Origin of the sequence: Variovorax sp. W2I14, from assembly GCF_050435205.1 — a bacterium.
GTDB classification, from domain to species: domain Bacteria; phylum Pseudomonadota; class Gammaproteobacteria; order Burkholderiales; family Burkholderiaceae_C; genus Variovorax; species Variovorax paradoxus_C.
Genome location: NZ_JBNDJX010000001.1, coordinates 663311 through 678303 on the forward strand (window position 1 = coordinate 663311; position 14993 = coordinate 678303).

The 14993-nt window shown below is 67.8% G+C and carries 15 protein-coding genes; 9 read left to right on the plus strand and 6 right to left on the minus strand.

Annotation, left to right across the window (positions count from 1 at the left end; all coding sequences use genetic code 11):
- Positions 1–9: 9 nt before the first annotated feature.
- The 4 genes from QF040_RS03180 to QF040_RS03195 all read right to left on the minus strand — a co-directional run bounded on the left by QF040_RS03180 (position 10) and on the right by QF040_RS03195 (position 3345).
- Positions 10–1023, minus strand: coding sequence for a phosphotransferase enzyme family protein (locus QF040_RS03180; RefSeq protein WP_429609810.1), 1014 nt, complete (start codon positions 1021–1023; stop codon positions 10–12).
- Between the two features lie 79 nt (positions 1024–1102).
- The gene (gene thpR, locus QF040_RS03185; protein WP_429609811.1) at positions 1103–1708 is read right to left on the minus strand and encodes an RNA 2',3'-cyclic phosphodiesterase; all 606 of its coding nucleotides are present in this window, start codon (positions 1706–1708) and stop codon (positions 1103–1105) included.
- Between the two features lie 38 nt (positions 1709–1746).
- On the minus strand, positions 1747–1983 hold the full coding sequence (locus QF040_RS03190; RefSeq protein WP_429609812.1) for a hypothetical protein: 237 nt from the start codon (positions 1981–1983) through the stop codon (positions 1747–1749).
- Positions 1984–2061: 78 nt separating this feature from the next.
- Positions 2062–3345 (minus strand): SGNH/GDSL hydrolase family protein, encoded by a 1284-nt coding sequence (locus tag QF040_RS03195; protein ID WP_429609813.1) that lies wholly within the window; start codon positions 3343–3345, stop codon positions 2062–2064.
- A 104-nt stretch (positions 3346–3449) separates the two neighbouring features.
- On the opposite strand from QF040_RS03195, the gene QF040_RS03200 reads away from it, so the two are divergent.
- On the plus strand, positions 3450–4376 hold the full coding sequence (locus tag QF040_RS03200; protein WP_429609814.1) for a LysR substrate-binding domain-containing protein: 927 nt from the start codon (positions 3450–3452) through the stop codon (positions 4374–4376).
- Here QF040_RS03200 and QF040_RS03205 read toward each other — a convergent pair.
- Complete coding sequence (locus QF040_RS03205) at positions 4352–6595, minus strand: DUF6351 family protein (protein ID WP_429609815.1); 2244 nt, start codon at positions 6593–6595, stop codon at positions 4352–4354. The genes QF040_RS03200 and QF040_RS03205 overlap by 25 nt on opposite strands.
- Positions 6596–6728: 133 nt before the next feature.
- Here QF040_RS03205 and QF040_RS03210 point away from each other — a divergent pair, with 133 nt between their 5' ends.
- The gene (locus QF040_RS03210) at positions 6729–7427 is read left to right on the plus strand and encodes a Crp/Fnr family transcriptional regulator (RefSeq protein WP_429609816.1); all 699 of its coding nucleotides are present in this window, start codon (positions 6729–6731) and stop codon (positions 7425–7427) included.
- A gap of 18 nt (positions 7428–7445) precedes the next feature.
- Here QF040_RS03210 and QF040_RS03215 read toward each other — a convergent pair whose 3' ends face one another.
- Positions 7446–7730, minus strand: a complete 285-nt coding sequence (locus tag QF040_RS03215; RefSeq protein ID WP_429609817.1) for a hypothetical protein — start codon at positions 7728–7730, stop codon at positions 7446–7448.
- Between the two features lie 86 nt (positions 7731–7816).
- Here QF040_RS03215 and QF040_RS03220 point away from each other — a divergent pair, with 86 nt between their 5' ends.
- From QF040_RS03220 to QF040_RS03250, 7 genes are all read left to right on the plus strand, one after another.
- Positions 7817–8710, plus strand: a complete 894-nt coding sequence (locus QF040_RS03220) for a LysR substrate-binding domain-containing protein (RefSeq protein WP_429609818.1) — start codon at positions 7817–7819, stop codon at positions 8708–8710.
- Positions 8711–8839: 129 nt separating this feature from the next.
- Positions 8840–10048, plus strand: coding sequence for a CaiB/BaiF CoA transferase family protein (locus QF040_RS03225; RefSeq protein WP_429609819.1), 1209 nt, complete (start codon positions 8840–8842; stop codon positions 10046–10048).
- A complete protein-coding gene (locus QF040_RS03230) occupies positions 10045–11037 on the plus strand; it encodes a hydroxymethylglutaryl-CoA lyase (protein ID WP_429609820.1) in 993 nt (330 codons plus the stop codon). Before QF040_RS03225 ends, QF040_RS03230 begins: the two co-directional genes overlap by 4 nt.
- A gap of 70 nt (positions 11038–11107) precedes the next feature.
- Positions 11108–12076, plus strand: coding sequence for a Bug family tripartite tricarboxylate transporter substrate binding protein (locus tag QF040_RS03235; RefSeq protein ID WP_429609821.1), 969 nt, complete (start codon positions 11108–11110; stop codon positions 12074–12076).
- 56 nt (positions 12077–12132) lie between these two features.
- Complete coding sequence (locus QF040_RS03240) at positions 12133–13017, plus strand: LysR family transcriptional regulator (RefSeq protein WP_429609822.1); 885 nt, start codon at positions 12133–12135, stop codon at positions 13015–13017.
- A gap of 133 nt (positions 13018–13150) precedes the next feature.
- Complete coding sequence (locus tag QF040_RS03245; protein WP_429609823.1) at positions 13151–14146, plus strand: Bug family tripartite tricarboxylate transporter substrate binding protein; 996 nt, start codon at positions 13151–13153, stop codon at positions 14144–14146.
- A 45-nt stretch (positions 14147–14191) separates the two neighbouring features.
- Positions 14192–14992: an SDR family NAD(P)-dependent oxidoreductase gene (locus QF040_RS03250; protein WP_429609824.1), complete on the plus strand. Its 801-nt coding sequence runs from the start codon at positions 14192–14194 to the stop codon at positions 14990–14992.
- Position 14993: the final 1 nt, after the last annotated feature.

Below are 14993 nucleotides of genomic sequence, written 5' to 3' on the forward strand. Positions count from 1 at the left end.
CCAGCGCGATCAGGTGACCGCTTCGTAGCTCTGGTGCGCAATGGCGACCACGTCGCCGGGCTGGAACTGGCTCGCCATCTGGCGCTTGGCTTCTTCGCGGTCTTCGGTGCTTGCGGACGCATCGAAGACCTGGTCGCTGATTTCCAGGATGTCGCGCACGATGCGCTCGTGGCGGTAGTAGGCGAGGGCGACCGCATCGATCTCCGCGGCGCCGTAGCCTCGGTAGAACGGCGCCTCTTCCTGCGGCTGGTTCCACACGTGACCGACACCGCCGCCGACGAACATCAGGTCGCGCTCCTTCGGCGCGAGGACGAGCGTGTCCCAGTCGACGATGGCCAGCCGGTCGCCATCGCCCAGCAGCACATTGCCCGCGTGGATGTCGGCGTGGCACACGACCTGCGGCAGCGCCTTCTCCAGCAGGATCGATGCGAGCTGCTCGCTGCGATAGACCAGCGTGTCGATCTCCTCGTCATGCTGCGCCCAGAAAGCGTGGAAGCGCTGGACGATGGCGTCGCCCACGAAGCCGTTGATGAAGCGGCGCTGATAGCGCCTGACGCCTTCGCGCCAGCGGTGCGCGTAGGTTTCCTTGGGGATGCCTGCGAGCAGGGCGGGCGGCAATTCGGTGCGATGAATGGCGCCCAGTGCCGCGCCGAGAGCGGTCCACTGCGCGGTTGTCAGGGCGCGTTCGAATCCGTTCTGGCCTTCGAAGAAGGGATAGAGCATCCAGTCGAAGCCTTGGCGCTGCACGCTGAGTTGACGGTCCGTTGTCGGCAACGGCGCTATCACCGCAGCGATGCCTTTGTCGTGATGGAGAAAGGCCGGCACGGCAACGGCCGTCTTGTCGAAATCGCCGCTGCGCAGCTTCAGGAAATACGCCGCGCCGTCGTTCGCCTGTACACGGAAGACCGCGGAGTGAACGTCAGCGCCCAGCGGAAGGAATTCAGCGTCTGTCGCCTGGAGGCCGTAGTTTTCGGCGAGGCACTTGTGAATGGCGTCGTGGGCGATATCGGGTGGTGTCAGCATGCAGGGATGATGGGCGTTCGTTCGATGGGCGCCGAAAATTGTCTCACCCGATAAGGCCACGAAAGCTGACTTCCCTGTGTCAGACGCCGTCTTCTTCGTTGTCTTCGTCAGCTTCGTAGGTGGCCAGCACCTGGTGCTCGACCGGATGCGAAGTGAACGAGCGCACGAGCAGGAATTTCCTCACGCGCCACGGGATCGGCGGCAGGGTCATCGGATAGGCCGCGCCTTCGGTTCGCCGGGCGATGGTGATGTGCGGCGTGAAGGTCGGCGTTTCCGTGGAGATGCCCGCCTGCCGTACCGCACGGCCGATGTCCGCATGCAGCGTGCGCAAGGCGCCGTGCTCGGCGGGCTGCAGCACCGCGATGTCGTTGCGCCATGTGCGTGAGCTGTCCAGCACGAGATCCATGGGCTGCACCCGGACCTGGGCGAGCGCTTCGCGGAGGCGCTTTTCGACAGCCTTGGGCTGGTCGCTGAAACAGTGGAGCGTCAGGTGCAGACGCGGGGTGCGCGGAAAGTAGTGGCCCTTGGGCCAGATCCAGTCCTTGCGGTGGGTTTCGATGGCGGCCTGCACCTCGGGCTCGGGAAAGAGCGCGATGAGAAGGTGCCGTTGCCGCTCGAAAGGGGAGGAGTCCCAGTCGGGTTCCGGGTCGTCCGGAAGATGGTCGCCACGGTTGAAATCGTCCATTGCAGTTCTCCTGGAGAAAGAAGGATGAAAAGGCGGATTCAGGATTCCGGCGGCCACCAATGCTCGGCCGTCGTCCGGATGACGCGCGCCGCCTGAACGCGAACGTCATCCATTTCATTGCTGCTGTCACCGAGGCCCTGTTCCCGGACCACGCGAAAGGGCCAGGTCGAGATGCGGCCTGCACGTTGGCGCGGCTGCATCGGGTGCCGCCGGGCGAGAGAAGAGGAGAAAAAAAGAACCTGCGCGGAGGGCGCAGGCGGATTGGCGGTGGTCATGGAGTCGCCTCGAATGTTGCTCTTGGAGACGATCTATTCTAGAGAAAACACTGTATCTATGTACAGTATATTTGCAGCCTATCGAGGGTCGCTGCCGAGCAGCGCGTCGAGGTCGATGGCCGCCGCCATCGCCTTGTAGCCGGCGTCGCCCGGATGCAAATGGTCGCCCGAATCCATCGCCGCCTTCAGGCGGATCGGCCGGGCCGGATCGCGCACCAGCGCATCGAAATCGACCACCGCATCGAACGCGCCGCTTTCGCGAATCCAGCGGTTCACGGCCTGGCGCACCTTGTCCTTTTCGGGCGAGTGATGGCCTTCGAGCGCCGTGCCCTCCAGCCCGCGTTCGTTGGGCGTGATCGTGCCGGCCACGATGCGCACGTTGTGGGCGCGTGCCATCGCAATCAGTTGGCGGAATCCCTGGATCAATTCTTCCGCGCGCATCGCCGGCTCCTGCGGTGCGAAGGGGCCGCCGGGCCAGCCGATGTCGTTGGTGCCCAGCAGCACGATCACGGCGCGCACGCCCGGCTGCGCGAACGCGTCGCGCCCCGCGCGCTCGAGGCCGGCGCGGCCCATGCCATCCCTCATCAACCGGCCGCCGGAGATGCCGGCGTTCAGCACGCCGACGCCGCGCGGCGCCAGGCGCTCGGCCAGCGCATCGGGCCATCGCGTGTTGGCGCCGGGCGTGGAACCGTTCCCGTCGGTGATCGAATCGCCCAGCGCGACGATGGTGGCCGGCGGCGTGGGCGTCTCGACGATGAGGCCGCTGAAGTAGACGCGCGTACTCCATTGCGATGCCGCAGCGGGCATCTGCGCGGCGCCGGTCAGGTCGCCACTGGCGACGTACGCCGTCTCGCGCGCATCGAAATGAAAGCCCGCGGGCTGGCTGGGCTTCGGCAGATAGAGCGACACCGCGACCTCGCTGAGCGCGGGCAGCGGCAGGTCGACCGGGTCGCTGACCAGCCGCGCGCCGGGCGGCACGGTCACCTCGGCCTGTCCGCCGAAGCGCACGGCGCGGTCGGTGCCTTCGACGATGGCCGAGCCTTCGGCATGCCGCGCCACGCGCGCCGCACCGATGTACAGCGGCGCCGTGCCGCCTTCGTTGCTGATCACCACGCGCAGCTTCGCGCCGCCGATGCTCAGCCGTGCCACCTGGCGAATGGTCTGCCGGTTGAACTGGAAGGGCAGGCCGCTCGGCAGCACGAAATCGCCGCCCCAGATCGGCTGGGTGCTGGCCATCCAGCTGGGGCTCCAGTACGTGCGTGCGGACGGCGTGGTCTGCGCGGCCGATACGGCCGTGATGCCCGCGAGGGTCAACGCCGCGGCGCCGTGCTTGAGGATCGATCCGAAGGTGGATGCATGCATGTTCGTGTCCTTGAAAGTGAAGCGAGGGCCTGACTTTCTTCCATGCAAGTTCGGATGGGTAGATGGCAAAATTGCATCCAACGCATTCCCGAATCGAATACACCATGGACACCTTGCGCGCGCTCTCGGCCTTCGTGCACAGCGTCGAACTCGGCAGCCTCTCGGGCGCCGCCCGCGCGCTCGACACCACGCAGCCCACCATCAGCAAGCTGGTCGCGGGGCTGGAGCGGTCGCTGGGTGTTCGGCTGTTGCGCCGCGCCGCCACCGGCCTGAGCCTCACCGAGGAAGGGCAGCGCTTTCACGAGCGCGCCCGCCGCGTACTGGAGGACTACGGCGATGCGGTCGCCGATGCGCGCGAGCAGGTGCAGCAGCCGCAAGGCCTGCTGCGTGTGAGCGCGCCGGTCACCATGGGCCAGCGGCACCTCAACGCGATGGCGGTGGAGTTCCTGCGGCTGTACCCCGACATCGAACTCGAACTGGTGCTCGACGACCGCTTCGTCGATCCGCGCGAGGAGCGCATCGACGTCTCGCTGCGCGTGGGCGGCGCGTTGCCGCCGGACCTTGTTGCGAAGCATCTCGGTTCATGGCCCCGCGTGCTCGTTGCATCACCCGACTACATCGCCGCGCGCGGCAAGCCTCGCACCCCGAAGGACCTGCTCTCGCACGACTACATCCGCTACGCATCCGGCAACGATGGCGTTCTGCTGGAGGGACCGGAAGGCGCGGCGACTGTTCCGGTGCGCAGCCGCTTGCGCGTGAACAACGCGGTGGCCATGCTCGACAGCGTGCTCGGCGGCGCAGGCATCTCGCTGCAACCGACATGGATGGTGGCCGGCCATCTGGCCGATGGCAGCCTCGTGCGCGTGCTCGCGCGCCACACGGGGCCGGCGCAGGAGGTGCACCTGCTCTATGCCCCGCGCCGCCACCAGCCGCTGCGCGTGCGCGTGCTGGTGGACTTCCTGGCAGAGCGCGTGGCGCAACTGCCAGGCGCACTGCGCAAGCCGACTCAGTTGAGCGGCAAGCGCAGGTAGGTGCCGCGCAGCGGCTCCTGGCCTGCGCCGGGCTTGCTCCAGTCGCACACGCCGCTCGGGAAGATCGTCTGCAGCCGCGCGAGGTCGGCGCCGGCGATCGTCACCGAGTAGTCGGCCGCATTGACCGGCTTGAGCTGGCACTTGAGCACGTCGTTCACCAGCGGCGAGCCGGCCACGAGGCGCGGCGTGGTGAAGCGCGGGTACACCGCATTGCAACTGGCTGCCGGGTCCATCGATGCGGGCTCGTCGATGCGCGTGCCGGTCTTGTTCCAGCAGGCGTCGTTGGCGCCTGCGGGCTTGTTGCGCACCACCTTGTCGGTCGAGGCGGGCGCCGGGTCAGCGGCCATGTTGTCCAGCCACTTGTTCATGAGGTCGATGGAGCCGCTCATGTAGTCGTAGCCCGAGGTGGAACCCAGCGTCCAGATGATCTGGTTGTCGCTGCGGCCGTTGGCACGTTGCAGGCGGGCCCGGATGATCAGGTCCTGCGTCGTGTCGTGGATGTCGCCCACCGCATCGGCGTTGCCGCGCTGCGTGATGATCGGAATGTTCGCAAGGCCCGGCCCCCTGAAGCTGTTCTTGAAGCCGCCGGCATAGGTGAGCTTGAGCGCATCGGAATCGGCTTCGGAGCGCGCGGCCTGCGTGTTGCCGTCGCCGTCGAAGCCGCCGACCTTCTCGTTCAGGTCGAGGAACTCCTTCACCGAAATCGCGCCGCTGTTCAGCGCCGCCAGGCCGTACTGCAGGCCGATGTTGTCGAGCGGCCGGCGCGCCTCCTGCGTGCCGGGGCGCTTGCCCAGCAGGTTCACATTGGTCTGGAAGAGGTCGCAGCGAATGCCTGTCGGGTTGCTCGCGCGATTGAAGATGTTCGCCACATTGGCCGGGTCGGTGAACCCGCAGCCCGCCGCGTTGTCCGACTTGATGATGCTCGCGAAGGCCGCGTCCCATGACAGGCAGGTGTTCGTGTTGAAGCCATTCACCGCGTTCTGCTTGGCCGTCGTCCAGGTGGCGGTGTCGAGCTTGTAGACGTTGTTCAGGAGGCGGCACTCCATCACCTCGGGCATCAGCGTCTCGGGGAACGACACGATCGGCTGGATACCGTCGAGCAGGCCCGGATAGAGCTGAGCGATCAGGTACTGCTGGATCGCGCCGCCCGAGCCGCCGAAGCCGGCGGTCCACTTGGGCCCCTCGCCGAATTCCTCGATGACGTGCTCCTTCATCATCATCAGCGTCTCGCCCTGCAGGTGCGGGTTCGCATGCTGGTTGTTCCACAGCTCGGTCGAATTCATGAAAGCAAAGCCGCGCGAGAGCTGGATGTGGCCGACGTCACCGAGGATCGACTCGATGGGATGCACGCCCTGGTTGTACTGGGCCGAGCCGCAGCAGTCGAAGTAGGCGACGAGCTTCTTGTTCCATCCCGTGCCGGGCTTCCAGACCGCGGGCGAATCCTTCGCCGGGTTATCGAGCACCGCGAGCCGGTACACGCCGCGGTTGATCGTGCCCGACTCCACACGCACGATGTAGGGCACGGTGACGCCATCATTGGTGGTGGTCTCGGCGAGGTCGGCCGGGCGCGGGCCGGTGGGGTCGGCCAGCGGCTTGAAGGTGTTGGTCTTGGTGCGGTAATACCAGACCACCTGCGTGGTGGCCGAGCAGTTGGCGTCGAGCGCGGCGCCCAGGCCGTTCTGCACGGTGCGGCATTCGTACGGCGAGATGTGCGGACCCGAGAGGATCGGCCCGGTGATCGGGTAGTTGACCAGCTTGGCCTCGGTGCGCTGCGCTGCAACATCGGCGTTGCTCACCACCAGCGTGTTGATGCTGCCCGTGGTGCTGGCCGCATCGGTCGTGAGGCCGGTGACGAGGCCGCGCAGCACGCGCGTCGTGCTGTTGACCACCGGCGCCTGCGAGGTCACGTCTTTTCCGTTCAGGCTCACGCGCACCTTGTCGAGCGCAACACCCACGGGCGCGGTGATTTCGACCAGCGTGTCGCCGCCGCTGATCATGTCGGGCGCGGAAGAGAGCGTCTTGATCTGGAACGCGGCCGGCGTCTGTGCCGCGGGCGGGGGGCTCACGCCGGGAATGAACGGAAACACCGAGCCGCCGTCGGACCCGCCGCCGCAGCCTGCAACGAGCAGTGCGCCGGCCATCGCGATGCCTGCGGCGGCAACCTGGACACGGGGCCACGGAGAAACCCGCTTGTGCGGGCGGCGAGGTGTTGCGAGCATGGAAGTCTCCTTCTGTTATGTGTTCTGGAAGATTAAGAATGGACGTTCCACGCTGCGGTCGTCGCGACGACACATGAGGCGCCAATCGCTAAAGGTAATCCCTGATTCCGCACCGGCCTCGACTGCGCAACCGATGGAAGACATGGTGCGCAAGTCGCGATGGGCAACCGGCCTTTCGCCCGCCGACCTCGAGCATGTGCTGGGCAGCATGCAGGAGCGGCAGTTCGCGCGCGGCGCCTGCATCGCGCGGGCCGGGCAACGCGTCGAGCACTGGATGGGGCTCATCGACGGCTTCGCCAAGATGTCGGTGGCGTCCGAAGAAGGACGTGTCTCCACGCTCACCGGCGTCTCGCACGGCGTGTGGTTCGGCGAGGGCTCGCTCTTCAAGCACGAGGCGCGCCGCTACGACGTGTTTGCGCTGCGGCCCACGCGGGTGGCGCTGATGCCGCGCCGCACCTTCGAATGGCTGCGCGGCACCAGCGTGCCGTTCAACCATTACCTGCAGGACCTGCTGAACGCGCGGCTGAGCCTGTTCATCGGCGCGCTGGAACACGAGCGGCTGCTCGACACCGATGCGCGCGTCGCGAATTGCCTGGCGAGTCTTTTCAACCCCGACCTGTACCCCGATGCCCCGCGCTTCCTGGAAGTGGGGCAGGTCGAGATCGGCCTCTTGGCGAACGTGTCGCGGCAGCGTGTGAACGTGGCGCTGCAGCGCCTGCAGGCACTGCAGCTCATCCGTCTGGAAAAGCGCGGATTGACCGTGCTCGACCTGGGCGGGCTGGTCAACTACAAGGCCAACGACACCGGCGCGCCGCCCGTGCGGTGCGCCTGAATCGGTGCCAGCGCAGCATCACTCGGCGCGGACTTCGAAGTACGCCTCGTCCGCCTCGCCGAGCGCACGAAATCCCGCCGTCTTCGCCGCGTCGTAGGCCTTGGCCCAGCGCCCGGCCAGCGCGATTTCGTCCTTGGTGAGTTCGTCGGCGCTGGATTCGCTGGCGTTCTCGAATGCCTTCAGCGCCGGCTCGACCTCGTCGCCCAGCAGCTTGTCGAGTTCGCGGCGAAAGCGGGTCTCGGCGGTGGCGATGACGTCGCTCGGCGCGTCGGGGAAATCGATCAGGGTCACGGTGTAGCTCATGGGGCGCGATGCTACGTGATGACCGTGACCGCACGTGACGGCGCGCACAATCGCGGCCATTCCTTTCGACCCACCCTCGCCGCGCCGTGAACCTGCATCGCCTCGACCTCGTCTCGCTCTCGCTCTTCAACCTCGTGGTGCGCACCGGCAGCATCAGCAAGGGCGCCGAACTTGCGCACCTGGCGGTGGGCGCGGCCAGCAAGCGCATCTCCGATCTCGAAGCCGCAGTGGGTACCGAACTCTTCGAGCGACATTCGCGCGGCGTCACGCTCACCGTGGCAGGCGACGCGCTGCACCGGCATGCGCACCGCATCCTGAACGACGTCGACCAGCTCGCGGCCGACCTGTCCGACTACGCCTCGGGCGTGGTGGGCGTGGTGCGCCTGTGGGTCAACACCTCGGCCGTGACGCAGTTCCTGCCGCGCGAGCTCGCGAGCTTCGTGGCGGCCAACCCCGGCATCCGCATCGAGCTCGAAGAGCAGAACAGCAGCGAGATCGTGCTGGCCGTGCTCGACGGCCGCGCCGACGTCGGCATCTTTGCCGACCGCACGCCCACGCTGGGCCTGGACATCGTGAACTACCGCGAAGACCGCCTGGTGCTGGTGGTGCCGCGCGGCCACCCGCTCGCACGCCGCAAGAGCGTGCGTTTCGAAGAGGCCTGCGACTTCGACTTCGTGACCCTCTCGGGCGCCACCTCGCTCGCGCAGCGCCTGCAGGCGGCCAGCGAAACGCTGGGGCGGCGGCTCAAGCTGCGCATCCAGGTGCGCAGCTTCGATGCGATGTGCCAGATGGTCGCCGCGGGCATGGGCGTGGCGGTGCTGCCGCGCGAGGCGATCCAGCCGCACCTGCGCTCGATGAACCTGCGCGAGATCACGCTGGAAGACGACTGGACCCGCCGGCATCTCGTGATTGGCCTGCGTGACGCCGGCGCGGTGCCGCGCCACGTGCGAACCCTCATCGACCACCTCTGCGCGGGTTAACCCCTTCCAGCTTTCGCGATCCGCGAAAGCTGGCTGCGAACCTTTGTCGTTCCTTCTTCGAGGCCGGCTGCCCAGAATCCGGGCATCGGATGCAGCACCCCGCCTGCATCCCCTCGGAGACAACAACACATGGCTTCCACACTTCCCACCCCCGGCGCCCTGCAAGGCGTGCGCGTCATCGAGATGGGCCAGCTCATCGCCGGCCCTTTCGCCGGCAAGACGCTCGGCGAATTCGGTGCCGACGTCGTCAAGATCGAACCGCCCGGCAGCGGCGATCCGCTGCGCAACTGGCGGCTGATCCAGGAGGGCACCTCGGTCTGGTGGCAGGTGCAGTCGCGCAACAAGCGCTCCATCGCGCTGGACCTGCGCAGCAGCGAAGGCCAGGACATCGCGCGCAAGCTCATCGCCGAGGCCGACGTGCTGATCGAGAACTTCCGCCCCGGCACGCTCGAAGGCTGGGGCATGGGCTACGACGTGCTCTCGGCACTCAACCCCGGCCTCGTGATGCTGCGCATCTCGGGCTACGGGCAGACCGGCCCCTACCGCGACCTGCCGGGCTTCGGCGCCATCGGCGAGGCGATGGGGGGGCTCCGCCACCTCACCGGCGAGCCGGGGAATGTGCCGGTGCGCTGCGGCATCTCCATCGGCGACACGCTGGCCGCGCTGCACGGCACCATCGGCGTGCTCACCGCGCTCTATCACCGCAAGGTGAATGGCGGCAGGGGGCAGGTGATCGACGTCGCGCTCAACGAGGCGGTGTTCAACGTCATGGAGAGCCTCGTGCCCGAGTACAGCGCCTTCGGTGCGGTGCGCGAACCCGCGGGCAGCGCGTTGCCCGGCATCGCGCCGTCGAACGCCTACCGCTGCAGCGACGGATTCGTGCTGATCGCGGGCAACGGCGACAGCATCTTCAAGCGGCTGATGCAGACCATCGGCCGCGACGACCTCGGCACCGATGCGGCGCTCGCCGACAACGCGGGCCGCGTGGCGCGCGTGGAAGAACTCGACCGCGCCATCGAGGCATGGACGCTGGTGCGTTCCTTGGCCGAGGTGCTCGATGTGCTCGGCGCGGCGCGCGTGCCCGCCGGCAAGGTCTACACCGCCAGGGACATCTGCGAAGACCCGCACTACCGCGCGCGCGACATGCTGCTGCAGCAACGCACGCGCGACGGCCACGACATCGAGGTGCCCGGCGTGGTGCCCAAGCTCATGGGCACGCCGGGCACGGTGCGCTCTTCGGCGCCCGGCCTCGGCGACGACACGGATTCGGTGCTCGACGAACTCGGCTTCAGCGCCGATGACATCGCCGCCTTGCGCGGCAGAAAGGTGGTTGCATGAACAACGCGGACAACGCAGTCTGGAACGGCGCCTCGCGGCGCATCAGGATGTACGAGGTCGGCACGCGCGACGGCCTGCAGGCCGAAGCGGCCTTCGTGCCGACCGAGGACAAGATCGCACTGGTCAACGCGCTTTCGCGCGCGGGCATGGCGAAGATAGAGGTCACGGCCTTCGTGTCGCCGAAGGCGATTCCTGCGCTGTCGGATGCAGAGATCGTGCTGCGCGAGATCGAACGCGTGCCGGGCGTGGTCTACAGCGCGCTCGTGCCCAACGTGCGCGGCGCCGAGCGCGCCATCGATGCCGAGGCCAACGAGATGAACCTCGTGATGTCGGCCAGCGAGAGCCACAACCTCGCCAACCTGCGCATGACGCGCGAGCAGTCGCTGCGGGGCCTTGCCGAGGTGGCGGGGCTCGCGCGGCAGGCCGGCGTGGCGGTGAATGTGTCGCTGTCGTGCAGCTTCGGCTGCCCGATCGAAGGCGACCTGGCGGAGGGCGATGTGTTCGCATGGTGCGGGCGCTTCGTCGACGAGATCGGCGCGACGGGCATCACGCTGTGCGACACCACGGGCATGGCCTACCCGGGGCAGGTCGCGCGCATGGTGCGCGAGTTCATCGCGCGCTGGCCCGCCACCGGCCTGACCCTGCACTTCCACAACACGCGCGGCATGGGTCTGGCGAACGTGCTCGCCTCCATCGACGCGGGCGCGCGCTGCTTCGATGCCTCGATCGGCGGCCTCGGCGGCTGCCCCTATGCGCCGGGGGCCTCGGGCAACGTGTGCAGCGAGGACATCGCGCATGCGCTCGAACTCATGGGCTACGACACCGGCATCGACACGCCGGCGCTGATGGCCGCCGCGCGCCGCCTGCCGGCGCTCATCGGACACGACACGCCGAGCCAGATCGCAAAGGCCGGGCGCCGGCTCGACCTGCATCCGGCACCGGCCGATTTCGAGGCCACGCGTGCACGGGCCCTGGCGCGCGAGCACTGATTCCATCGATTTCGAACTTCACAGAAAACCAGGAGACAAAGATATGAAACAGCATCCGATTCCTTCATCCATGTCACGCCGCAGCCTCTGCGCGCTGACCGCTTTCGCAGCGTTGATCGGCAGCAGCAGTGCCTTCGCGCAGACCTACCCCACGCGCCCCGTCACGATGGTCGTGGGCGCCGCAGCCGGCGGCACCACCGACATCGCGGGGCGCATGCTGGCCGATCCGCTCGGCAAGGCACTGGGCCAGTCGGTCATCGTGGACAACAAGTCGGGCGCGAGCGGCGTGATCGCCGCGGTGCAGGTCAAGCGCGCCGAGCCCGATGGCCAGACGCTGCTCATGCAGTACTCGGGCTACCACGTCATCTCCCCGCACGTCCTGAAGCAGAAGCAATGGGCGCCCGAAGACCTGCGCGCGGTAGCCAACGTGCTGAGTGCGCCGCAGGTGGTGGTGGTGCGCGCGGACGTGCCGGTCAAGAACATGGCCGAGCTGATCGCCTATGCCAAGGCGCACCCGGGCAAGCTCACCTTCGCATCGTCGGGCCCTGGCTCGCTGCAGCACGTGACCGGCGCCATGCTCGAGCAGCAGGCCGGCATCCGCATCACGCACATTCCCTACAAGGGCACGGGCCCGGCGCTGCAGGACCTGCTGGGCGGCCAGGTCGACATGACCTTCGGCACGCCGCCGCCCTTCATGCCCTTCATCCAGTCGGGCAAGCTGCGCGCCATCGCGGTGACTGGCAAGACGCGCGTGGCCTCGCTGCCGGGCGTGCCGACGGCTGCCGAGGTGGGGCTGCCGAACCTCGATGCGACCTCGTGGTTCGCGGTGTTTGCGCCGGCCAAGACGCCGCAGCCCGTCATCGACCGGCTCAACGCCGAGATCTCGAAGATCGTGGCGACGCCTGCGTTCCAGCAGAAGGCGGCCGAACTGGGCGCGACGGCCGACTACATGGACGCCAAGCAGCTCACCGACTTCAGCAAGGCCGAGTTCGTGCGCTGGGGCAAGGTGGTGGAGGCCGCGAAGATCGAGGCGGAGTAGATCTCAACTCTCGGGGGCCGAAGCTGCCGAAGCCGCCGATGGCCGAAAATCGGCCGATGGACATCGCCTCACTCGAAATCCTCGTGGCCGCCATCGAGGAGAAAAGCCTTTCGCGTGCGGCCGATCGGGTGCATGTCGTCACCTCGGCGGCGAGCAAGCGCATCACCGAGCTCGAGCGCCAACTGGGCACGCGCCTCCTGCGCCGCCACGGCCGGGGCGTGGAGGCCACACCGGCGGGCGCGATGCTCTATCAACAGGCCAAGGCGATCCTGCGCACGCTCGCGCAGGTGCAGACATCGCTCGGTGCGTATTCGGCCAGCGGCGTGCCCAAGATCCGGCTGGTCGCCAATTCGTCGGCGGTGCAGCAGTTCCTGCCTTCGGAAATCAGCAGCTTCTCGCGCAAGGCGCCGGGCTCGCGGGTCGATCTGATGGAGGCCTTCAGCTACGACGTGCCGCGCATCGTGGCCGACGGCGAGGCGGACATCGGCGTCTACCACGCGGCCCATCCGGCGGCCGGCGTGGTGTCGATGCCCTACCGCACCGACCGCGTCGGGCTGGTCGTGCCCGTGGGCCATCCGCTTTCCCGGCGGGAAACGCTGGGGCTCGAAGACGCGCTCGATTACGACTTCCTCGGCTACTTCCCGCGCCACAGCGTGGAGGAGTTCATGCAGCTGATCGCGCCCGCGCTTTCGCGTCCGCTGCGGGTGCGCGCGCAGGTGTCCAACCCCGAGGCCCGCTGCGAGCTGGTGCGGGAAGGCCTCGGCCTCGCGATCGTCCCGGTCGGCATCGCGCGTAACTACGAGGCGCGCATGGGGCTCGTCGTGCTGCCGCTGGAGGACGACTGGGCGCACCGGCAGCTGTGGGTGTGCGTTGGCGACCGCGCGGCGCTGTCGCCGGCGGCGCAGGAATTTCTCGCGCACCTGCTCTCCGGCCGAGGCTGAAGCCGACAGGCGCCGGAAAAGGAGCTTTGCCGAATCGTCAAAGCAGGGCGCGCCCGCGTTCCTAGACTTCCTGTTCGCCGCGATGCTTCTTCTTCACGAGGAGCATCGCCAGACAGAACAAGGAGACGCCATCTTGAATTTCCCCAGCCTGCAGCGCCGCGCCGTGCTGCGCATGGCCACGGCCCTCGCCGGCGCACCGGCCCTCTTCATCGGCACGGCCGCTCGCGCCGCCGATGCCTTTCCCTCGCGGCCGTTGCGCGTCGTGATTCCCTTCACCGCCGGCGGCGGCACCGACGTGGTCGGCCGCGTGCTCGGTCAGGCGCTCGCGGTCGAGCTGGGCCAGCCGGTCATCATCGACAACCGCGCAGGCGCCGGCACCGTGATCGGCTCGGACATCGTCTCCAAGTCGCCCGCCGACGGCTACACGCTGCTGCTGACCACCTCGGCGCTCGCGATCAATGCCTCGCTGGTGAAGAGCCTGCCCTACGACACCGAGAAGGGCTTCACCGAAGTCGGCCTTATCTGCCACGGCCCCAACGTGCTGGTCACGCGGCCGAACAGTCCCTACAAGACGATTGCCGACGTCATCAAGGCCGCCAAGGCCAACCCGGGCAAGCTGAACTACGGCTCCTCGGGCAACGGCTCGGCCGTGCACCTGGCTGGCGAGCTGTTCAAGAACATGGCGCAGGTCGACATCACGCATGTGCCGTATCGCGGCGCGGGGCCGGCCTACACCGACCTGCTCGGCGGGCAGATCGACATGGTGTTCGCCACGGCCGGCGGCGTCGCCAAGTTCGTCGAGAGCGGAAAGATGCGCGCGGTGGCGGTGACTTCGCCGCAGCGCACGGCCGCCTACAAGAACGTACCGGCCATTGCGGAGACGATTCCGGGCTACAGCGCCGAGGTCTGGTACGCGATCTTCGCGCCGGGCGGCACGCCGCCTGCCGTGCTCGAGCGCCTGAACACGGCGCTGCGCAAGGCCGCCGAGGCGCCGGCCTACCGCGAGCGGCTCGCGAGCGAAGGCCTGACCGTGGCAGTCAACTCGCCGCAGGAAATGACGAAGTTCATGCGCGCGGAAGAAGCGCGCTGGCGCAAGGTCGTCATCGACGGCCACATCACGATCGATTGAGCGCCGCAACGAATCACACACGCACACAGGAACAACAGGACCGACATGGGCACAGGAAGACTGGAAGGCAAGATCGCCATCATCGTGGGCGCGGGACAGCAACCGGGCGACACGGTGGGCAACGGCCGCGCGACCGCCGAGCGTTTTGCGCAAGAGGGTGCGACGCTGCTGCTGGTGGACATCAACGAAGAGTGGGCCGCGAGCACCCGCGACGCCGTCGCCGCACTCGGCGGCCAGGCCTCGGTGCTGCGCGCGGACATCACGCGCGAAGCCGATTGCGCCGCGATCGCGGCCGCGTGCATCGAGCGCCATGGCCGCATCGACATCCTGCACAACAACGTAGGCCGCTCCAAGGGCGACCGCAAGACGGTCGAGATGGACGCCGACGCGTGGGACAACATCATGGCGATGAACCTCAAGGGCATGTTCATGACCTGCAAGCATGTGCTGCCGCACATGATCGAGCGGCAGTCGGGCTGCATCGTCAACATCTCCTCGACCTCGTCGCTGGCGGCGCGGCCGAGCATCACCTACAAGACCAGCAAGGGCGCAGTCAACACGATGACGCAGCACATCGCGATGGAGAACGCGCGCCACGGCATCCGCGCCAACGTGATCCTGCCGGGCCTGATCGACACGCCCATGGCCATCGAGCGCCGCGCCCAGGAGCGGGGCGTCTCGCGCGACGTGATCCGCGCGGAGCGTGAAGCACTGGTGCCGATGGGCCGCATGGGCACCGCGTGGGACGTCGCCAACGCGGCGCTGTTCCTCGCCTCCGACGAGGCGCGCTACATCACGGGCGTGATCCTGCCGGTCGACGGCGGGCTGCTCGAGAAGCGGGGCTGAG